Annotated in this window: 18 protein-coding genes and 2 pseudogenes; 12 read left to right on the top strand and 8 right to left on the bottom strand. The window is 68.4% G+C overall.

The window, feature by feature from the left end:
* The first annotated feature begins 142 nt into the window (after positions 1 to 142).
* The 5 genes from AB0E85_RS28535 to AB0E85_RS28515 all read left to right on the top strand — a co-directional run bounded on the left by AB0E85_RS28535 (position 143) and on the right by AB0E85_RS28515 (position 7,060).
* Positions 143 to 1,198, top strand: a complete 1,056-nt coding sequence (locus tag AB0E85_RS28535) for a LacI family DNA-binding transcriptional regulator (protein ID WP_361932856.1) — start codon at positions 143 to 145, stop codon at positions 1,196 to 1,198.
* A 543-nt stretch (positions 1,199 to 1,741) separates the two neighbouring features.
* Positions 1,742 to 3,052, top strand: coding sequence for an extracellular solute-binding protein (locus AB0E85_RS28530; protein WP_361932853.1), 1,311 nt, complete (start codon positions 1,742 to 1,744; stop codon positions 3,050 to 3,052).
* A gap of 100 nt (positions 3,053 to 3,152) precedes the next feature.
* The gene (locus tag AB0E85_RS28525) at positions 3,153 to 5,213 is read left to right on the top strand and encodes a beta-galactosidase (protein WP_361932850.1); all 2,061 of its coding nucleotides are present in this window, start codon (positions 3,153 to 3,155) and stop codon (positions 5,211 to 5,213) included.
* Between the two features lie 31 nt (positions 5,214 to 5,244).
* Entirely contained in the window at positions 5,245 to 6,156 is a 912-nt protein-coding gene (locus AB0E85_RS28520; RefSeq protein ID WP_361932847.1) for a sugar ABC transporter permease, read from the top strand.
* Between the two features lie 109 nt (positions 6,157 to 6,265).
* On the top strand, positions 6,266 to 7,060 hold the full coding sequence (locus tag AB0E85_RS28515; RefSeq protein WP_361932845.1) for a carbohydrate ABC transporter permease: 795 nt from the start codon (positions 6,266 to 6,268) through the stop codon (positions 7,058 to 7,060).
* Here AB0E85_RS28515 and AB0E85_RS28510 read toward each other — a convergent pair.
* The 5 genes and pseudogenes from AB0E85_RS28510 to AB0E85_RS28490 form a co-directional block, all read right to left on the bottom strand.
* Positions 7,021 to 7,401: a (Fe-S)-binding protein gene (locus tag AB0E85_RS28510; RefSeq protein WP_361932927.1), complete on the bottom strand. Its 381-nt coding sequence runs from the start codon at positions 7,399 to 7,401 to the stop codon at positions 7,021 to 7,023. The two genes, AB0E85_RS28515 and AB0E85_RS28510, sit on opposite strands and share 40 nt — an antisense overlap.
* 3 nt (positions 7,402 to 7,404) lie before the next feature.
* Entirely contained in the window at positions 7,405 to 7,698 is a 294-nt protein-coding gene (locus AB0E85_RS28505; protein WP_361932939.1) for a hypothetical protein, read from the bottom strand.
* Positions 7,699 to 7,721: 23 nt separating this feature from the next.
* Positions 7,722 to 7,802, bottom strand: a pseudogene (locus AB0E85_RS28500) (hypothetical protein); the annotation flags it as partial.
* Positions 7,799 to 8,131 carry a hypothetical protein gene (locus AB0E85_RS28495; protein WP_361932843.1) on the bottom strand — a complete coding sequence of 111 codons (333 nt, stop codon included), beginning with the start codon at positions 8,129 to 8,131 and terminating at the stop codon, positions 7,799 to 7,801. The pseudogene AB0E85_RS28500 and the gene AB0E85_RS28495, both read right to left, overlap by 4 nt.
* Positions 8,098 to 8,346 carry a hypothetical protein gene (locus AB0E85_RS28490; RefSeq protein WP_361932840.1) on the bottom strand — a complete coding sequence of 83 codons (249 nt, stop codon included), beginning with the start codon at positions 8,344 to 8,346 and terminating at the stop codon, positions 8,098 to 8,100. Before AB0E85_RS28490 ends, AB0E85_RS28495 begins: the two co-directional genes overlap by 34 nt.
* 580 nt (positions 8,347 to 8,926) lie before the next feature.
* Between AB0E85_RS28490 and AB0E85_RS28485 the strand changes: the two genes are divergently transcribed.
* The 3 genes from AB0E85_RS28485 to AB0E85_RS28475 all read left to right on the top strand — a co-directional run bounded on the left by AB0E85_RS28485 (position 8,927) and on the right by AB0E85_RS28475 (position 11,130).
* Positions 8,927 to 9,304, top strand: coding sequence for a hypothetical protein (locus AB0E85_RS28485; RefSeq protein WP_361932837.1), 378 nt, complete (start codon positions 8,927 to 8,929; stop codon positions 9,302 to 9,304).
* A 69-nt stretch (positions 9,305 to 9,373) separates the two neighbouring features.
* Positions 9,374 to 10,342, top strand: a complete 969-nt coding sequence (locus AB0E85_RS28480; protein WP_361932835.1) for an ATP-binding cassette domain-containing protein — start codon at positions 9,374 to 9,376, stop codon at positions 10,340 to 10,342.
* Positions 10,339 to 11,130: a hypothetical protein gene (locus AB0E85_RS28475; protein ID WP_361932833.1), complete on the top strand. Its 792-nt coding sequence runs from the start codon at positions 10,339 to 10,341 to the stop codon at positions 11,128 to 11,130. The genes AB0E85_RS28480 and AB0E85_RS28475 overlap by 4 nt, the downstream gene beginning before the upstream one ends.
* Positions 11,131 to 11,172: 42 nt before the next feature.
* Here the strand turns inward: AB0E85_RS28475 and AB0E85_RS28470 are convergent.
* A pseudogene (locus AB0E85_RS28470) lies at positions 11,173 to 11,344 on the bottom strand (IS701 family transposase); the annotation flags it as partial.
* A 37-nt stretch (positions 11,345 to 11,381) separates the two neighbouring features.
* Entirely contained in the window at positions 11,382 to 11,651 is a 270-nt protein-coding gene (locus AB0E85_RS28465) for an HPr family phosphocarrier protein (RefSeq protein WP_361932830.1), read from the bottom strand.
* 579 nt (positions 11,652 to 12,230) lie between these two features.
* Here AB0E85_RS28465 and AB0E85_RS28460 point away from each other — a divergent pair.
* The 4 genes from AB0E85_RS28460 to AB0E85_RS28445 all read left to right on the top strand — a co-directional run bounded on the left by AB0E85_RS28460 (position 12,231) and on the right by AB0E85_RS28445 (position 16,778).
* Positions 12,231 to 14,126, top strand: coding sequence for a glucose PTS transporter subunit IIA (locus AB0E85_RS28460; protein WP_361932827.1), 1,896 nt, complete (start codon positions 12,231 to 12,233; stop codon positions 14,124 to 14,126).
* Positions 14,127 to 14,136: 10 nt separating this feature from the next.
* Positions 14,137 to 15,579, top strand: coding sequence for a glycoside hydrolase family 1 protein (locus AB0E85_RS28455; protein ID WP_361932825.1), 1,443 nt, complete (start codon positions 14,137 to 14,139; stop codon positions 15,577 to 15,579).
* Between the two features lie 79 nt (positions 15,580 to 15,658).
* Positions 15,659 to 16,522 carry a PRD domain-containing protein gene (locus AB0E85_RS28450; RefSeq protein ID WP_361932823.1) on the top strand — a complete coding sequence of 288 codons (864 nt, stop codon included), beginning with the start codon at positions 15,659 to 15,661 and terminating at the stop codon, positions 16,520 to 16,522.
* The gene (locus AB0E85_RS28445) at positions 16,515 to 16,778 is read left to right on the top strand and encodes a PTS transporter subunit EIIB (protein WP_361932820.1); all 264 of its coding nucleotides are present in this window, start codon (positions 16,515 to 16,517) and stop codon (positions 16,776 to 16,778) included. Before AB0E85_RS28450 ends, AB0E85_RS28445 begins: the two co-directional genes overlap by 8 nt.
* Before the next feature lie 721 nt (positions 16,779 to 17,499).
* On the opposite strand, the gene AB0E85_RS28440 is transcribed toward AB0E85_RS28445, so the two are convergent.
* On the bottom strand, positions 17,500 to 18,804 hold the full coding sequence (locus AB0E85_RS28440; RefSeq protein ID WP_361932818.1) for a histidine kinase: 1,305 nt from the start codon (positions 18,802 to 18,804) through the stop codon (positions 17,500 to 17,502).
* Positions 18,805 to 18,918: the final 114 nt, after the last annotated feature.

Genomic DNA, 18,918 nt, shown 5'->3' with positions numbered 1-18,918 from the left:
GGTGCTCGCCCCGGCGGGACGGGAGAGTGCCGGCAAGACGACCGGAGCCCAGGAAAAAGGCTGCCTCGGCCTGCCCGGCACTAGAGTACTGGGCATGCGGGGCGGAGAGAGGCGGCGGGGGCAGACTGTGAACACAGAGAAGATGCCGGAGCGATCTGATCCGGACGCGCAGCCGTCGAATCCTCCGAACAGGAAGCGTCCCACCATCCTCGACGTCGCGGCGCACGCGGGTGTGTCGCATCAGACCGTCTCCCGCTTCCTGCGGGGCAACGGCGGGATGAAGCCGCAGACGGTGGCCCGCATCGAGCAGGCGGTCGCCGAGCTGGACTACCGGCCCAATCTGGTGGCGCGGTCGATGCGCACCCGCAAGTCGAACCGCATCACCGTGGTCCTGCCGATCATGACGACCTTCGTGCCCTCGCAGATCCTGCGCGGAGCGTCCGCGGAGGCACAGGCGGCCGGTTACATGCTGGACATCGTCGGTCTGGAAGGCGACGAACAAGTCCGGGGAGACCGCGTCCGTGCCCTGCTCGACTCCGGTCAGGCCGATGGAGTGCTGACCTTCACGCCCATCGGCGATGTCCAGAAACTCGGGCTCGAGCACACGCCCACCGTGGTCATCGGCGAGTACGACGACCAGATGCGCTCCCACGGCATCACGGCTGACGGTGAACCGGCCGCCAAGATCATCGACTATCTCGCCTCCATAGGCCACCGGCGCTTCGTCCACGTCGCCGGCAGCACGGACTGGATGTCGGCACGCAAGCGACGCGAGGTCTACCTGCGGACCATCGCCGAGCGCGGCCTGGAGAACTACGCCGTCATCGACGGCGACTGGTCCGTGCGGTCCGGATACGACGCGGCCCAGAGCCTGTCGGCGGATTCCGGCGTCACCGCGGTTCTCGCCGCGAACGACGACGTCGCCATGGGCGTGATCCGCGGGTTCCAGGACCGCGGCTGGCGTGTCCCGGACGATGTGAGTGTCTTCGGCTGGGACAACCACGAGTTCACCGCGTACTTCAACCCGTCCATCTCCACCGTGGACCTCGACCGCGAAGCCATGGGCCGGCAGGCCATGAAGGCCCTGCTCGCCCGCATCCGCCAGGAGGCGGAGCCAGAACTCCACATCGACCTCAACTCCCGCTTGGTGCTGCGCGAGTCGAGCGGACCGGCGAGGAACGGCCACTCCGTCCGCTAGGACGGCCCACCCAACCCGCACCAGAACACTCCGGCGTTCGCCGAACGGGCACCCCTGTGTCCCGTCCGCACCCGGTCACGACGCGGTCGCGGCGGCGTGCTCGCGCGCCCCGTCACCCCGCTGTACGGGCCGGAACCGGTGAACTGCCACCAAGTGCTCAAGCGTTACGTACAGAGCCTTGACCGAAATCTCGTCCGTTACTACGCTCACCGCAGTGAACGTTCACTATCGCTGACGTCCCCCGGATCCCAACTCGGCGCGAAGCTGGCGGTCAACCCGGCGCAGCAACTCGGCACACCGAGAACAAGGTTCAAGCGCACGTTCACAACAATCCATGTCAGAGCCGCAGTAGTCCGCCCGATGTCCGACGACTCGGAGCGGGCCCCCCGGACCGCAGGTGACTCTCGCGGGCCGGAGAACAGCCGAGTTGTGCAGCCCCCTCGCCGCGTGGCGAGACGGACCGCGTCGGAAGCCGGCTTCCTGACACGACGGATCCCCAGTCTGGGCGCACCGCCCACATACGGCAGCAGAGGAGCCCTCAACATGAACCACTCTTCCCGCCTGACCAGACGTACGCTCCGTGCGGTCGGGCTGACCTGTTCGGTCTTCGCCCTCACCCTGTCCGCGGGCTGCGCCGGAGACTCCTCCGGGAGCAACGGCGGCAAGACCGTCATCCGGTTCAACTGGTGGGGGTCCGACTCCCGGCACGAGATGACCAAGCAGATGATCGCGGTGTTCGAGAAGGAGCACCCGAACATCGACGTCCAGCCCGAGTACTCCAACTGGGACGACTACTGGAAGAAGCTGTCGACCGGCGCCGCCGCCGGTGACATGCCCGACGTCGTGCAGATCACCGACCCGTACATGTACTCCTACATCGACAACGGGCAGCTGATGGACCTGAAGAAGGTCAAGGACGTTCTGCACACGGACAAGCTGCCCGCGAACTCGATGGCGATGACGACCGTCAAGGGGGGCCTGTACGGCGTCCCGGCCGGCGACAGCGGGTTCGGCATCGTGGCTGATCCGGTGGCGTTCAAGAAGGCCGGCGTACCCCTTCCGGACGACACCAAGTGGTCGTGGGACGACTACATCAAGATCTCCAAGGCCATCTCCAAGACGAAGGGCCTGGTCGGCACCGCGATGCCGCTCTACACCAACGACCTGGGGACCTGGCTGCGGCAGCACGGCGAGGACTACTGGACCAAGGACGGCAGCAAGATCGGCTTCACCGAGGACACCATGACCGCCTACTGGGAATGGGTCGTCAAGCTGCGTGACAGCGGTGGCACGACCAGCCCGGAGGCCGCGATCGAGCAACTGTCGTCGGGAGCCGGTGTCGAGCAGGGCCTGGTCGCCCAGCACAAGGCTGCGATGAGCGACCTGTCCGTCACCCAGCTCGGCGCGATCGAAGGCGCCAGCGGACGCGAGGCCAAGCTGCTCCTCTTCCCCGGGGAGAAGGGGGCCACCCAGGTCGGCGCCTACACCAAGCCCGGCATCTTCTACGGCGCCTCCGCGCGGACCGAGCACCCCAAGGAGGCCGCGGAGCTGCTCGACTTCCTGGTGAACTCGCCGAAAGCGGCCAAGATCCAGAAGTTCGACCGCGGCGTTCCCAACAACCCCGACGTGCTGAAGGCGATCACGCCCGAGCTGTCCCCCTCGGAGAAGCGGATCGCCGACTACCTGGCCCGCGCCAACGCCCTGAAGCCGACCGCGCTGCACATCCCCAACGCGAAGGCCGGACCCGCTGTCCCGGAGATCTTCCAGCGACTCAACGAGGACGTGCTGTTCAACCGTGTGTCGCCGCAGGAGGCAGCCGAGAAGTTCATCTCCGAGATCAAGTCCCAGCTCTGAGCCGCCACCTGCAGTAGTACTTCCGGAAGGAACCCCCGCCGTGTCAGAACCGCGCATCAACGATCCGCGCATGCACGATCCGCGTACGAACGATCCGCGCATGACCACCTTTCGCCGTCGACTGCCGGGAGTGGTCTACGGCGGGGACTACAACCCGGAGCAGTGGCCGAGGGAGGTCTGGCAGGAGGACGTCCGGCTCATGCGGGCCGCGGGTGTGCGGCTCGTTAGCCTGGGCATCTTCTCCTGGGCCATGCTGGAGCCGGCCGACGGCCGGTTCGACTTCTCCTGGCTCGACGAGATCATGGACCTGCTGTGGGCGAACGGCATCCATGTCAACCTCGCCACCCCGAACGCCGCGCCGCCGCCGTGGCTCGCCACGGACTTCCCCGAGATCCTGTCGGTCGACCGGCAGGGGGTGCGGCACGGCATCGGAAGCCGGGGGCACTTCTGCCCGTCCTCCCCGGTCTACCGGGACCGCAGCCGGCGCATCGCCGGCGCGCTGGCCGAGCGGTACGGGAAGCATCCCGCCCTGGCCATGTGGCACATCGGCAACGAGTACCACTCCGACTGCTACTGCGAGCTGTGCGACGACCGCTTCCGCACCTGGCTGCGGCAGCGGTACGGCACGCTGGACGAGCTCAACCGCCGGTGGGGCACGGCGTTCTGGAGCCAGCGCTACAGCGACTGGTCCCAGGTGCACCTCCCCGGGCCCGTGCGCGGCTCGGTCAACCCCTCCCGCGAACTGGACTTCTCCCGCTTCACCTCCGACAACCTGCTGGAACTCGTCACAGCCGAGCGAAGCCTGCTCCACGCGATCACACCGGACGTGCCGGCGACCACCAACTTCTTCCAGTGCCGGCTGACCGACAGTCACCGGTGGGCGAAGGAACTCGACGTCGTCGCCTTCGACTGCTACCCCGACCCGGGCAAGCCCCACTCGATGGCCGTCGCCGCCTTCCAGTACGACCTGATGCGCTCCCTGGGCGACGGCCGGCCCTGGATGCTGATGGAACAGGCGGCCGGCGCGGTCAGCCAGTGGAAGACCAACCAGGTCAAGCAACCCGGCCGGATGCGCCTGGGCTCCTACCAGGCCGTCGCGCACGGCTCCGACGCGGTGATGTTCTTCCAGTGGCGGGCCTCACCCCAGGGCCAGGAGAAGTTCCATTCGGCGATGCTCCCGCACGGAGGGGAGAAGACCCGCACCTGGCAGGAGGTCAAGGCGCTCGGCAACGAGCTGCGGACCCTCGACGAGGTCGCCACGGCCCGGAGCGGCGCCCGGGTCGCGATCGTGTGGGACTGGCAGAACTGGTGGGCCGTGGAAGGCTGCGCCCACCCCGACAACACCTTCGACTACCGGGACACCGTCGCCCGGCACCACCGGGCCCTGTGGAACAGCCAGGTCACCGTAGACGTCGTCACCCTCGACGACGACCTGTCGCCCTACCGAGTCCTGGTCATCCCAAACCAGTATCTGATGACACGTCAACACAGCGCCTCTTTGCGGGAGTTCGTGGAGGACGGCGGTCAGCTCGTCGTCTCCTACTTCTCCGGGATCGTCGACGAGGACGACCGGATCGTCGAAGGCGGGTATCCGGGGGCGCTGCGCCAGATCATCGGCGCGCACGTCCAGGAGTTCTCCCCGCTGCCCGCCGAAGGCACGGTGCCCCTCCAGGCGGCAGCCGACCAGGCCGCGCTGAACGGTTTCCGCGCGACCGCCTCCGGGTGGCAGGACGACCTCGACCTGAAGACCGCCCGACCGCTCGCCGTCTACCGCGAGGGCCATCTCGCCGGCAAGGCCGCGGTGGTCGAGAACGAACTCGGCCGGGGCCGTGCCGTGTACATCGGCACACGTCTGGACGACGACGCTCTTGAGGCCTTGGTGCGGCACGTCCTGGACACCGCCGGGGTGCGACCGGTGCATGCCGCACCGCGGGGCGTCGAGGTCACCGAGCGGCGGACGGACACGAGCGCGTACCTGTTTCTGCTCAACCACCGGCAGGACAAGGCGACCGTCACCCTTGATCGCTCCGGCACCGACCTGCTCACCGGACGCCGCCTCCACGCCGGGGAGACGCTCGTCCTCGACGCGGCGGAGGTCGCCGTCGTGCGCAGCCCCCTGGCCGCTTCGCAGCACGCCGAGCCGTCGCCGAGCGACTCCTGAATCCCGCACCCGTTCCAAGAACCCAAGGACGATGACAGTGCTCCGCAGACCCCTCAGCCAGGCGGCCAGAAAAGAAGAACGTACCGCTTGGGTCTTCCTGCTGCCGTGGTTCGTCGGCATGGCCGGCGTCACGCTCGGTCCGATGATCGCCTCGCTGTACTTCTCGATGACGGACTACAACCTGCTGAGCTCTCCCGAGTGGGTGGGCTTCGAGAACTACAGCAAGATGCTGGACGACCCCCGGCTGCGCCAGTCCCTGAGCGTGACCTTCCTCTACGTCGTCCTCAGCGTGCCGTTGCTGCTGGCGGTCGCCCTCGCCCTGGCAATGGTCCTCAACCGGGGCATCAAGGGACTGGCGTTCTACCGGTCCGTCTACTACCTGCCCTCGCTCCTCGGAGCCTCGGTCGCGGTGGGCATCCTGTGGCGACAGGTCTTCGGCACCGACGGCCTGGTCAACAAGTTCCTCGGACTGTTCGGCATCCACGGCCCCGGCTGGATCTCCAACCCGGACACCGCGCTGTACAGCCTGATCGTCCTGCACGTGTGGACCTTCGGCTCCTCCATGGTGATCTTCCTGGCCGGCCTGCGGCAGATCCCCGAGCAGTACTACGAAGCCGCCGCCCTCGACGGCGCCGACCGCTGGCACCAGTTCCGGCACGTCACCGTGCCCCTGCTCACCCCGATCATCTTCTTCAACCTCGTTCTGCAGGTCATCAGTTCCTTCCAGTCCTTCACCCAGGCGTTCGTCGTCAGCGGGGGGACGGGAGGCCCCTCGGACTCGACCCTCTTCTACTCGCTGTACCTGTACGACGAGGGCTTCGGCCGGCTCCACATGGGCTACGCCTCCGCCATGGCCTGGCTCCTCGTGGTGATCGTCGGCTTCCTGACCGCAATCAACTTCTACTTCAGCAAGAGATGGGTGTTCTACGGTGACGGCAAGTGAGATGACACTCCTGAAGGCCGAAGACACTCCTTCGCCTGTCCCTGCCCCTTCACCTGCGGCGCAACGCCGCAAGCGGGCAGCTCGCATCCGTGCGTTCCTCAAGCACGCCGTGCTGATCACCTTCGGGCTCGTGATGATCTACCCGCTGCTGTGGATGATCGCCAGCTCGATCAAACCCGACGCCCTGATCTTCCGCGAGCCCTCCCTGCTGCCCACGGACACCGACTTCGGCCATTACGCCGACGGCTGGAACGCCCTGTCGCACCCGTTCGGTGTCTACCTGCTGAACTCGGCGATCGTCGTGCTGGGGGCGCTGCTCGGCAACCTGGTCAGCTGCTCCATGGCGGCCTACGCCTTCGCGCGGCTCAGGTTCCGCGGGCGGGCGTTCTTCTTCGGCATGATGATGCTGACCCTGATGGTGCCGATCTACGTCCTTATCATTCCGCAGTACGTGATGTTCTCGAAGATCGAATGGGTCAACACGTTCCTTCCGCTGATCGTCCCCAAGTTCCTGGCCACGGACGCCTTCTTCATCTTCCTGATGGTCCAGTTCTTCCGGGGTCTGCCCAGCGAGCTGGACGAGGCGGCCAAGATCGACGGAGCCGGGTACTGGCGCATCTACTTCCGCATCCTCCTGCCGATCTCGTTGCCGGCCCTGGCCACTACCGCCATCTTCACCTTCATTTGGACGTGGAACGACTTCCTGAGCCAGTTGATCTACCTGACCAAACCGGAGCTCCAGACGGCGCCCGTGGCCCTGCGCAACTACGTGGACGCCACCAGCGGAGCCTCATGGGGATCTCTGTTCGCCATGTCCGTCGTCACGCTGATCCCGGTCTTCATCGTCTTCCTCGTCGGCCAGCGCTACCTCGTCAAGGGAATCGCAACGACGGGAATGAAGTAGCCGGCCTTGGGCTGGAGTTCCGCAGGACGGACGCGTGTCGCCGCGCAGGACGCGTCGAGGAGCTCGACCGGGCGGACGACGGGGATGTCGGCGTCGCCCGCGTGACGGCGGATCTGTTGGATGCAGCCCCCGTAGCCTGCGGCGATCACTTCGGGCCGGCCGACGAGGAGGTTGTCCGCCTTGCGCCGGCCCAGTCGTTCGGCCGGCTCGGGCTGTACCACGTTGTAGATCCCGGCGGAGCCACAGCAGATCTCCGGCTCCGCCACGTCCACCAGGGCCAGGCCGGGGCTGGTGCCCAGGAGCTGCCGGGGCTGGGCCGTGATGCGCTGCGCGTTGGTCAGGTGTCAGGCGTCGTGACAGGCCACCCGGACCGGCAGCGGACGGCGCGGGGCCACCGGGGGCAGGGACGCGAGCAGCTCGTGGACATCTCGGACCTTCGCTGAGAGTGCTTCGGCCCGCGTGGCGCATTCCGGGTCGTCGCACAGCAGTTCGCCGTACTCCTTGAGCGTGGACCCGCATCCGGCGACGTTGACGACGATCGCGTCCGCGTCGAGGTCGCCGAGGGCGTCGATGGTGCGGCGCGCCCGTCGTGCCGCGTAGGAGTCGGGAACGCGTGCATGCTCAGTGCGCCGCAGCACGGCTGGCGGGGCGGGACGACGACGTCACAGCTCTCGGCGGACAGCACCCGTGCGGTCGCGGCGTTGACGTGGCCGAAGTAGACCCGCTGGGCACATCCGGTCAACAAGGCGACCCGCAACCGCCGTTCGGTCCGTGCGGCACGAAGGCCGGGGTGCGGGAGAACAGGGCGCGCAGGCGCACGGGCGGCAGCAGACCGTCGAGCGCGCGGAGCCGGGGAGGGAGAAGGCGGCGCAGCAGGCTGGTGCGTTGGTAGAGGAGCCCGAGCACGGTGGCGGCGCGCAGACGGTTCGGGTAGGGGAGCAGGCTGAAGATCAGTCGGCGGAAGAGGGCGCCCGCGGGCGCGCGGGGGACGTTGCGTTCGATCTGCGGGCGGGTCGCCTCCAGCAGCCGGTTGTACTTCACTCCGGACGGGCACGCCGTGACACAGGCCATGCGGCCGAGGCGTCCGTCGATGTGCTGGGGGCGAAGGTGGCGCCCAGTGGCACCTCGCCGCGGCCGGCCAGGTCCATGAGGTGGATACGGCCTCGCGGCGAGTCCATCTCCTTCCCCTCGAACAGGTATGTGCGGCAGGTGGGCAGGCAGTGGCCGCAGTCGTCCAGCAGCTCCCGGCGGGGCGGATTGGTCTCGTCGAACGAGTTCAGAACCATGGGGTGAACCTTCCGGCGCCGAATCGGTCCGACGGGTCGAACCGCTGTTTGACGGCCCGCATCACGGCCACCGATGCCGGCGGCGGGGCCCACGTCGGCACGTCGATCCACGGCGCAGGACGACCGTGCTGCCGCCTCGGTCAGCGATCGACACGAGGGCGCAGTGCGCGAGGCGCTTCAGCAGCAGGTCGCCGAGGGGCTGCTGGTGCCCGTGCTCACGGTCGGGCAGCATCACTGGTCGGGCACGAGGAGTGGCCGGACGAGTCGCCGGCCGCGGTGCTCGGCGCGAAACGGATCAACTGCGACCCGACTACGGCGAACCTGCGTGATCCGGGCTACCCCGTGTAGGCGGGCGCCGCAGACGGTGCAACGCCGCTCGGCTCCAAAGGATTTCGGGGCTGCCACCTGTCCGCACGATGCGGCCGGTGCTGTCCGCGATCCTACGGGTGGGGCCCGGGCAGGTCGGCCGAAAGGATGACCCGGCATCGTGGCGTGCGGGAACTGTGGCCTTTTGGGCGAGGCGGTCGTGGGGTGCGGGCGGCGAGGGTGGTTCCCGTCCACAACCGGCCTGGAGGTCAGCATGAAAGCCAGAACAATCATCGCCGTCGCGGTACCGGTGGCCCTCGTCGGCGCTGGCGCGGTAGGCACGGTCGCCGTCGCGGGCATGAACGTGCAGAAGAACATCGCCGATCACGCCAGCGGTGGATACGCCAAGGTGCAAGATCACCCGGGCCTCAGCGGGGATCTCGTGGCGACGCACATCGAGACCTGGTACCACCCGCTGCCGTGGATCGGCAAGGAGATCGACGACGTCTCGTGCCCGGACCTCGCGGCCGTCCGGAACACGAAGATCAGCTGCACGGCGAAGTCCGGCGGCACCCGGATTTCCGTGCCGGTGAGCGTGGTCGACGTCGCCGGGGATGCGGCTCCCCGCGTCACTTGGAAGTTCGAGCGCTGACATGCGCGCGCTTCCGACCGGGCCCGGCACGGCCCGAACCGACGACAGCACCACCGCGGGAGAGCGAGCATGATCGAAGCCACGGGCCTGTACAAGCGCTACGGCGCCACGGTCGCTGTCGACGACCTCTCGTTCGAGGTCCGCCCGGGCCGGGTGACGGGGTTCCTCGGCCCGAACGGGGCCGGCAAGTCGACAACGATCCGGCTCATGCTCGGCCTGGACGCCGGGGGCGGGCGGACGCTGTTCAGCGGCAAGCCGTACCGGGAACTCCGTCACCCGATGCGCGAGGTGGGAACCCTGCTGGACGCGAAGGCCTTCCACCCGACTCGCAAGGCGCGTAACCACCTCCGGATGCTCGCCGCGGCCGCGGGCGTGCCCGATACGCGAGTCGACGAGGTACTCCACATGGTCGGGCTGGAGGAGGTGGCGAAGAAGCAGCCGAAGGGCTTCTCTCTCGGCATGGGCCAGCGGCTGGGCCTGGCGGCCGCATTGCTCGGCGACCCTCACACCCTGATTCTCGACGAGCCGGCCAACGGACTCGACCCGCAGGGCATCAATTGGCTGCGCGGCTTCCTCAAGGACTTCGCCGCCTCCGGGCGGTCCGTGTTCGTCAGCAGTCATCTGCTCGCTGAGATGGCCTTGATGGCCGACCACCTGGTGGTGATCGGCAAGGGCCGGACGATCGCGAACGAGTCGGTCGCGGACTTCGTGACGAAGAGCTCTCGCAGTGTCGTAGTGGTCCAGAGCCCGCACATCGACAAGCTGGCCGCACTGCTCTCGGTGGAAGGCGCCGGGGTCGAACGTGTGGACAGCACCGCGATCGCGGTCAGCGGCGCGGGCCGGGCCGTTATCGGGGAGCTCGCGTATGCCCACCGGATCATGCTGCATGAGCTCACGGACCGCGTGGCCACGCTGGAGGAGGCGTTCCTCGAAGCGACCGCCGACGCCGAACAGTTCGTCGCCACCCCGGCGGCACCTCGATCGACGAGGGTGGCCGCCGCGGCGAGCCACCCGGACACCCTGGAGGGAACGCGATGACCAGCGCGCTGCGCTACGAATGGGTTCGGCTCACCACCGTGCGGTCCACGTGGTGGCTGATCGGGGTGTCCGTTGTCGCCCAGGGGCTGTTGGCGCTCGTGCTAACCCTCAGCGGCACGAGCCACAACGAGCCCCTCACCGTCGACTCGGCCGCGCTGGCGCTCAGCGGCGGTATCGGCGTTGTTCCGCCGCTGATCTTTGTTTTCATGGGGTTGATCGGCGTTTTCGCCTCGGGGCACGAGTACCGGTACGGGACGATCCGCGCCGCGGTGACGGCGTTCCCGCGCCGCACCGATCTGTGGGCCGCCAAGGTCCTGGTCGTCGCCGCGGCGGTCGCGGTGGTCGGAGGGCTCCTGGCCGCCGAGAGCGTGGGGATCGGCCTGCTGGTGGGCGGACCGAGCGCCGGGGAGGTGTTCACCGGACCCCAAATGGGCCGGGTGGCCGCCGGCTACGTGGTGTTCCTCGTGATCTGTGCGTTGTTCGGGCTCGCGCTCGGCGGCATGGCCCGCAACGTCCCGGCGGCCATCGTCCTGCTCATCACGGTCCCTATGATCATTGAAGGCCTGATCTCGCTGATCCTCGGGATGGAAGCCTTCGAGTCGATCCGATCGGTGTCCGCCTACCTCCCGTTCACAGCGGGCGAGCGGATGATGGCCGTGAGCTCCGAGACGCCCCTGGATGGTGGCCCGGCGCCGCTGCGACCCCTCGCGGGCGGTCTGGTCTTCACCGCCTACGGCGCCGCCCTGCTCGCCCTGTGGGGGACCCTCTTCAACAAGCGGGACGCCTGAGCCGCAGTAGGTCCTGTAGAGCATCGACGACTTGGTGCAGGGTTAGGCCGGTTTGTGGGCTTTCTGGGCCCAGCCGCCGCAGGGCGAGGAAGGCCTGGGCGGCGGTGACGAGGGCGTGGTGGTGCCCGCCGCGCCAGGTGCGGTCTTCGAAGTGGTCTGCGCCGAGGCCGTGTGTGAGTTCGCGGTAGTCGTACTCGATACGCCCCCGAGCTCGTCGGCGGACACCGGTCTGGAGGCGTCCGTGGCGGTCATCACCGTACGTCGAGATCCGTGGCGAGCAGGGCCGCCAACTGGTCGAGCGCGGGCGCGGCCGTCTCGTCGTCGGAGGTGAGAACGACCTCCTCACCTTCCTTGAGGCCCAGACTCATCAGCATGAGAGTGCTGCTCACCGGGACCGGGTCGCCGCCTGCCCTGCGAATGGTGATGCGATGGCTCATCTTCGCTGCCGCGCGGGCGAAGGCGGCCGCAGGTCTGGCATGCAGCCCCTGTGAGCAGAGGATGGTCGCGTAGCGCTCCGGCATTTTCACTCCTTGGGTTCTGTCTGCAGGCGCCGTTGAATTCACAGCACCGGGAAAGGTGGAGATTCGGCAACGCCGGGCCGCCGGACGGGTGTGGGAGATACGAAACCCGATGACGATCTCTGTGCGGGACTGGATGATTGCGAAAGCCGACACACGTCCGCATTCACCACTCCTCGTCGCGTTCAGCCGCCCAGGCGTATCCGCACAAAAAAAGACCCGGGAGCAGCTGTCGTACGACAACTCGTCCCAGGTCTTGCCCGGCGGCGCCGGTCACAATCCGTGCCGCGTACCGTAGCCGCGACTCCGTCCCGGCGTCAATGAGACCACCGCCACACTGTATGGATCACCTCTGGGGAAAATGTGATGCCCGGCGTCTGGACATCGAACGAGGACAGTGTCTAATGTCTCGCCGCAAGGCATCCACGGGTGTCTTGCCAAAGCTGGGATTGTTACTGGACCGCAGGCAAAACCCAAGCCGAGACCCGCCGCTTCCCAAGTGGCTTACAGGGTCACGGCTTGGGTTTTTTTGTTGCCGAAATCGGCACGCGGTTCCGGGGCAGCGGGGCTCGAGGAGGAGCCGTGACAACCACAAGCAAGTACGCATCGATCGCTGAAGACGTCCTGCGAGGCGTCGGCGGCAAGGACAACGTCAGATCCCTGAGCCACTGCGCGACACGACTGCGTTTCGTGCTCGTCGACCCGTCCAGGGCCGACAAGGCCGGCGTGGAGTCCACGAGCGGTGTCATCACGGTCGTCGAGGCGGGCGGCCAGTTCCAGGTCGTCATCGGCAACACCGTCGGTCAGGTCTACGACGCGGTCGTCGCCCAGGGCGTGGACGGGGCGGGCGGTGGCTCTTCCGGTGGTCCGCTCTCCCGCGTGATCGACCTCGTCACCAGCATCTTCCTCCCGTTCCTGTGGACCCTGGCGGCTGCCGGGCTGCTCAAGGCGCTCCTCGCGGTCGCGGTGAAGATCAGTCCGGGCTTCGGCACCACGTCGACGTACGCCATCTGGTTCGCCGCGGCCGACGCCGTGTTCCAGTTCCTGCCTATCTTGCTGGCCGTCACCGCCGCCAAGCGCTTCAGGGCGAACCAATTCACGGCGATCGTCATCGCCTGCGCCCTCGTCTACTCCGCCACCATCGCTGTCATGCCCGGCGCGCACGGCGCGAGTGTGACGCTGCAGGCCTTCGCCCAAGGAGGAGGCAAGCTGACCTTCCTCGGCATCCCTGTCGTCATGGCCAACTACCTGTCCGCCGTCGTCCCCACCATCCTGGCGGTGTACGTCCAGTCGCACGTGGAGCGACTGGTGGAGCGAGTGCTGCCCGCGACGGTCCGTAACTTCGGTACGCCGCTGTTCACGCTCGCGCTTGTCGTGCCCGCCTCCTTCCTCGCCATCGGGCCGGTCTCGACCTGGGCCGGCGACAGCCTCGCGTCCGGTGTCGGCGATCTGTGGGGTCTGTCCCCCTGGGCGGCCGGCACGGTGCTCGGCGGTCTGTGGCAGGTCTTCGTCGTCTTCGGCCTCCACTGGGCCTTCATTCCGATCGCTTTCCAGCAACTGGCGACCACGGGCCACACGGACCTGGCGGGGGCGTTGTTCGCACCGGTACTCGCCCAGGCCGCGGCCACGTTCGCGGTGTTCCTCCGGACGCGCAACCGCGACCTGAAGGGGGTGGCCGGACCGGCCGCTGTGTCCGGCCTCCTCGCGGGGGTCACCGAGCCGGCGATCTACGGTGTCACGCTGCGGCTCAAGCGCCCGTTCGTCTTCGCCTGCGTGGGCGGCGCGGTCGGCGGTGGCATCGCGGCGGCGGGCGGCTCGGCGGCGACGAGCTTCGTTCTGCCCGGCGCGATCACCCTGACCTCCACCCTGAACGCCGGCAGCTTCGCCCTCCAGCTGATCGGCTGTGCCATCGGCATGGTCATCGCCTTCGTGCTGACCCTCGTCATCGGATTCAAGGACCTGCCCGCGACGGGCGGGACAGCAACCGACACCGCGGACGAGGCGTCCGACGGCAAGGCGTCCGACGCCGTGACGGCGACTCTCGCGGCACCTGTCGCGGGGAAGGTCGTCGCGCTCACCGAGGTCCCCGACAAGGTGTTCGCCTCCGGCGCGATGGGCTCCGGCCTGGCGGTGATCCCCAGCGAGGGCAGGGTGTATGCGCCGCTGAGCGGCACCCTGGTGAGCGTCATGCCGCACGCGTTCGGCATCCGCAGCGACTCGGGCGTCGAGGTGCTCGTGCACATCGGCCTGAACACCGTCGAGCTGCAGGGCCGGGGCTTCGCCCCCGTCGTCGCCCAGGGGCAGCGTGTGAACACCGGCGATCTGCTGACCGAGGTCGACCTACAGGTGCTCACGGACGCGGGCTACGACCCGATCACCGTACTGATCGTGACCGACCAGGGCGGACACACCGCCGTCGTGCCCGCGATCACCGGTGACATACAGGCCCGCAACGCCGCACTCGACCTCGTCGGCTGAGGAGACACGTATGACCGACCTCACCGCCCCCCGCCCCTTCCCGGACGGTTTCCTCTGGGGCGGCGCGACAGCCGCCAACCAGATCGAGGGCGCCCATGACAAGGGCGGCAAGGGTCTCTCCATCCAGGACGTCCTGCCCCGCGGCCTCGCGGGCTCGCGCACCGCACAGCCCACGCCCGACAACCTCAAACTGGAGGGCATCGACTTCTACCACCGCTACGCCGAGGACATCGCCCTCCTCGCCGAGATGGGCTTCTCCGTTTTCCGTTTCTCGATCGCGTGGAGCCGGATCTTCCCGCACGGCGACGACGAGCTGCCCAACGAAGAAGGCCTGGCTTTCTACGACCGTGTCCTCGACGAACTGGACAAGCACGGGATCGAACCGCTGGTCACGATCTCCCACTACGAGACGCCGCTGGCGCTCGCGGAGAAGTACAACGGCTGGGCGAGCCGCGACATGATCGGCTTCTACGAGCGCTACGTCCGCGTCCTGTTCGACCGCTACGGCCGGCGCGTCAAGTACTGGCTGACCTTCAACGAGATCAACTCCGTGATCCACGCGCCCTTCATGAGCGGCGCCATCACGACGCCCGAGGAGGAGCTGTCCCGCCAGGAACTCTTCCAGGCCATCCACCACGAACTCGTGGCCAGCGCCCTGGCCACCAAGATCGCCCATGAGACCGCGCCGGACGCGCGGGTGGGCTGCATGGTGCTCGCCCTGCCCGTCTACCCACTCACCCCCGACCCAGCAGACGTCCTCGCCGCGCTGCACGCCGACCACGCCAACCTCATGTTCGGCGACGTGCACGTACGCGGCGCGTACCCGGGCTACGCGCTGCGGTACATGCGGGAGAACGGCATCGAACTCGACATCACCGATGAGGACCGCGAACTGCTCACGCACACCGTGGACTTCGTGTCGTTCAGCTACTACATGAGCGTCTGCGAGACCGCCGATCCCAAGCGGCGCGAGGCGGGCGAGGGCAACATCATGGGCGGTGTCCCGAACCCGACGCTCCGGGCCAGCGCGTGGGGATGGCAGATCGACCCGACCGGTCTGCGCCTCGTGCTGAACCAGTTCTGGGACCGGTGGCAGAAGCCGCTGTTCATCGTCGAGAACGGTCTCGGCGCCAAGGACGAACTGATTCATGCGGACGGCCGGCCCACGGTGAACGACTACTACCGCATCGCCTACCTGAACGACCACCTGGTCCAGATCGCGGAGGCGATCGCCGACGGTGTCGACGTCCTCGGCTACACCGCCTGGGGCTGCATCGACCTCGTCAGCGCGAGCACCGCGCAGATGAGCAAGCGCTACGGATTCGTCTACGTCGACCGCGACGACGACGGCAACGGCAGCCTCGCCCGCCACCGCAAGAAGTCCTTCAGCTGGTACGCCGACGTCATTCGCAGCCAGGGCGCCGTCCTGCTGCGCCGCGGCGGGAGACCGTAGCACCCGCAACCCGACCCGGCCGTGCCCCGGGGGCCAGGTACCCTGCCCCGGGGGCCAGGTCAGTGAGGACTCCGTAACCATGCTCGTCAAGAAGATCTTCAACAACAACGTCGTGCTCGGGATCGACGAGCACGGTGCTGAAACCGTGTTCCTGGGACGGGGGCTCGGCTTCCAGGTCAAGCCCGGGGACGTCGTGGACGCCGGCCGGGTCGAGCGCCGCTTCGTGGCGCAGGCGATGCCCGCCGAGCGCCTCGCCGCCCTGGCCGCCGAGATCCCGCTCGGCGTGATCGAGGTCATGGAAGAGGTCGTCGCCGCCGCCCGGGTGCGACTCGGCGAGAAGATCAGCGAGCACATCCTGCTGCCCCTGGCCGACCACGTCCATGTCGCGCTCGCCCGCGCCCGCACCGGAGCCGTGATCGTATACCCGCTCAAGTGGGAGATCGAGAACCTGTACCCGGCGGAGACAGAGATGGGCACAGCGGCCCTGGAGATCATCGAGAGACGGCTCGGGGTGCGGCTGGACGAGACCGAGGCGCTGCCGCTGGCCCTCCACTTCGTCAACGCGCAGATCGGATCTGGCGACATCGCGGCGACCATGCAGATGACGCAGTGGCTGAGGATCGCGCTCCAGACGATCGGTGAGGACCTGGGAGTCGCGATCGACCAGCGCTCGCTGGATGCGGCTCGGTTCCTCACGCATCTGCGCTACCTCTTCCTACGCGCCCGGGACGGCAAGCAGGCTCCCGACGTGGGCGACCAGATCGGCGAGGCGGTCCGGAACGCCAGGCCGCAGGAGTATGCCTGCGCCGAGCGGCTGGCTCGCCGGCTGGAGGAGCTGTTCGACTGGCAGGTCGGCCGGGAGGAGATCCTCTATCTCGCGCTGCACGTCAGTCGCCTCACGGCGCAGTGCGACCCATCGGAGGGCGACCGCGTCGATGCCTAGCGACGTCCCCGTAGCAGACGCGATCCTGCGCGAGGTGGGCGGTCGGGAGAACGTCACCCGGCTGACGCACTGCTTCGTCCGTCTCCGGTTCCGGTTGCGCGACCCGGCAGCCGTCGACATCGACGCGCTGCGCGCTCACCCCCTCGTGGCGTTCACCGCGTGGCAGGCGGACGAGTTGCACATCGCGCCCCGGCGTGACCTCTTCCGGCTGTTCGCGGAATTGCGGGACGCGGTAGGCGACACCGCCATTCCCTGACACGTTCCCCAGGCGACTTCCACCCTTCGCCCCGGCAGGCAGCCCCCGGACGCCCGGCGAGACCGTGGCGTGTGCCCCTGGCCACCCGAGACCATGCCCCTGTTCGGCTTGGGATCGTCGATGCGCTGCCGTGCCGCCGCATCAATCCGGCGGGGGAGTGGCAGGAGAGCAGCCGTCCTCTGAGCCCGTCGAGGACTATCTTGCCCAGCGAGGGCGAGGGCGAGGGCGAGGGCGACGACCGGACAAGGACGGCGGTCGCAGCCCCCCGATCCGGACGTCGCGGACGGGCACGTCGAGTCGGCCGTACTCACCGATGAGTGGCGGCACGCGCCGAACCAGAGTGCACGACGCGGGCCTGCTCGTCATGCTCCGCGAGCCCGCCGACCTTGGAGAACGGAGATCAGGACTCCGCAGCCGCTGCCTGAACGCCTCCTGGCCGCCGGGGGCCGATGCCGTTCCGCCCGTTCCGCGATCGGCTCGGTGCCGGAGGCAGCGGACGGTGGCGAGGATCGTTGGCGGCCATGGCGTGGTAGCGGCGCTGGTCTTCGCAGTGGACGGAGACCAGCGCTGTCCGCACCGCCACGAGGCACGCAGCTGGAGCCACGCCGCCCGCCGGGGCGCGGATGGTCACCCACAGTTTGTCGGGGCGTCCCTCCGTCGAGGAACGCCCACGGGTTGTCCCGGAGAGCAGCTCGTCCGCAGGGGCCGTGGAGGAGGCAGTTCAGACGATGAGATCGGTGCTGCCGAGTTCCTTCAGGGCAGCTCCGGGCGCTTGGGCGTCGCTGTCGATGTAGCGGTGGGCGCCGAGTTCGCGGGTGAGCTTCTGCCCAGGCGGGTGAAGGCGGGCTGTTGACCGAGGTGACCCTGGGCCGTGCAGGAGCGGGCCTGGTCGCAACGGGAAGGCGGCCCAGACATTCCAGCCGTTCGGGTGCCGCGGACCGCAGTGCAGTTGTCCGCCCAGGGAGTTCACTCGCTCCTTCAGTCCGACGAGGCCGAAGCCGCCGCCGCGGGCCGCGTCCGGAAGCCGGGTGCCCCCGCGACCGTCGTCGGTCACCGTGACCTCCAGACCCCGCCCGTCGTACCGCAGGGCGACGGTGACCTCGGTGGCGTCGGCCGCGTGCCGGCGTACGTTGGTCAGCGCCTCCTGGACGACGCGGAAAGCCGCCGCCTGCACCTCGTGCGGCAGCTCGTCGGACACGGAGGGATCACGATGCAGGGTGACCTTCTGGCCGGGAACCGCGAAGCCCTCGATGAGTTCGCCGATGCCCGCCAGGTCACCGACGGGTCTGTTGCCGGCCGACTCCGTTCCCGTGTCGCGCAGTACGCCGACCGTGCGGCGCATGGAAGACAGGGCCTCGGTCGCCGCGCGCTCGATGCCCGCGAGCACCGGACCGAGTTCGTCCGGCCGGCCGGAGGCCATCATGCGGGCCATTTGCGTTTGCACGAGGATGCCGGTCACATGGTGGGCGACGAAGTCGTGCAGGTCGGCGGCGATGGCCAGGCGTTCGGCGCGGCGCGTCTCCACGACAGCCACGGTGCGTCGGTAGTCCATAGAGCGCAGATAGCCCGCCAGACCGGCAGTGACCCCCACCAGCAGCAGCAACGGTGTCTCGTCCGCCAGGGTCCCCGAGGGGCGGACCGGAATGGCGAGCAAGGCCGCTCCATCCAGAAACCCGCAGACCAGGACGCAATGGGCCGGGCAGTGCCGGACTGCGACGAACAGCAGGCAGAGCAGGATGAGGATCTCGCCCGGGACGAACGACATTTCCCACCCGGCGTGCACCGACGCCGCCGTGTAGAGCGCTGAGAGCAGCGCGGGTACCGCAGTGCGCAGTTCCACCCCGAGCCACTTGGGGTGCCGAGCGGTCGGCCAGAGCACGGCGGCGAGACCGACGAGCAGCACGACGGCGGTCGGCCATGCGGGGACGCGGGCGCCCCGCGCAACGAGCAGGTCCCCTGCGGAGCCCAGGAGGAGGGCGCCGACCGCGAAGCCCCGTGCCCAGACCCGGGCGGAAGCGGTTTTCATGCGGTTCACCGTAACCCGGGACGTCGGTGGGGAGATCAGCCGAAAGGCCGAGAGACCGAGGAGCCGTCGAGCGGGGCTGTGGCCATACGGCCGAGGCGTGGCCAGGGGCTTGCG

This window comes from Streptomyces sp. NPDC029044 (genome assembly GCF_040637495.1).
In the GTDB taxonomy this organism is placed as follows: Bacteria; Actinomycetota; Actinomycetes; order Streptomycetales; family Streptomycetaceae; genus Streptomyces.
Note: the sequence above shows the minus strand (reverse complement) of the source record. Positions and strands in the feature narration are given on the sequence as shown.

Bases quoted from the DNA above. Each gene is read 5' to 3' on its own strand.
- AB0E85_RS28535 (WP_361932856.1), top strand. From the start codon at position 143: ATGCCGGAGCGATCTGATCCGGACGCGCAGCCGTCGAATCCTCCGAAC.
- AB0E85_RS28530 (WP_361932853.1), top strand. From the start codon at position 1,742: ATGAACCACTCTTCCCGCCTGACCAGACGTACGCTCCGTGCGGTCGGG.
- AB0E85_RS28525 (WP_361932850.1), top strand. From the start codon at position 3,153: ATGACCACCTTTCGCCGTCGACTGCCGGGAGTGGTCTACGGCGGGGAC.
- AB0E85_RS28520 (WP_361932847.1), top strand. From the start codon at position 5,245: ATGACAGTGCTCCGCAGACCCCTCAGCCAGGCGGCCAGAAAAGAAGAA.
- AB0E85_RS28495 (WP_361932843.1), bottom strand. From the start codon at position 8,131: ATGGCCTGTGTCACGGCGTGCCCGTCCGGAGTGAAGTACAACCGGCTG.
- AB0E85_RS28490 (WP_361932840.1), bottom strand. From the start codon at position 8,346: ATGGTTCTGAACTCGTTCGACGAGACCAATCCGCCCCGCCGGGAGCTG.
- AB0E85_RS28485 (WP_361932837.1), top strand. From the start codon at position 8,927: ATGAAAGCCAGAACAATCATCGCCGTCGCGGTACCGGTGGCCCTCGTC.
- AB0E85_RS28480 (WP_361932835.1), top strand. From the start codon at position 9,374: ATGATCGAAGCCACGGGCCTGTACAAGCGCTACGGCGCCACGGTCGCT.
- AB0E85_RS28475 (WP_361932833.1), top strand. From the start codon at position 10,339: ATGACCAGCGCGCTGCGCTACGAATGGGTTCGGCTCACCACCGTGCGG.
- AB0E85_RS28465 (WP_361932830.1), bottom strand. From the start codon at position 11,651: ATGCCGGAGCGCTACGCGACCATCCTCTGCTCACAGGGGCTGCATGCC.
- AB0E85_RS28455 (WP_361932825.1), top strand. From the start codon at position 14,137: ATGACCGACCTCACCGCCCCCCGCCCCTTCCCGGACGGTTTCCTCTGG.
- AB0E85_RS28450 (WP_361932823.1), top strand. From the start codon at position 15,659: ATGCTCGTCAAGAAGATCTTCAACAACAACGTCGTGCTCGGGATCGAC.
- AB0E85_RS28445 (WP_361932820.1), top strand. From the start codon at position 16,515: ATGCCTAGCGACGTCCCCGTAGCAGACGCGATCCTGCGCGAGGTGGGC.
- AB0E85_RS28440 (WP_361932818.1), bottom strand. From the start codon at position 18,804: ATGAAAACCGCTTCCGCCCGGGTCTGGGCACGGGGCTTCGCGGTCGGC.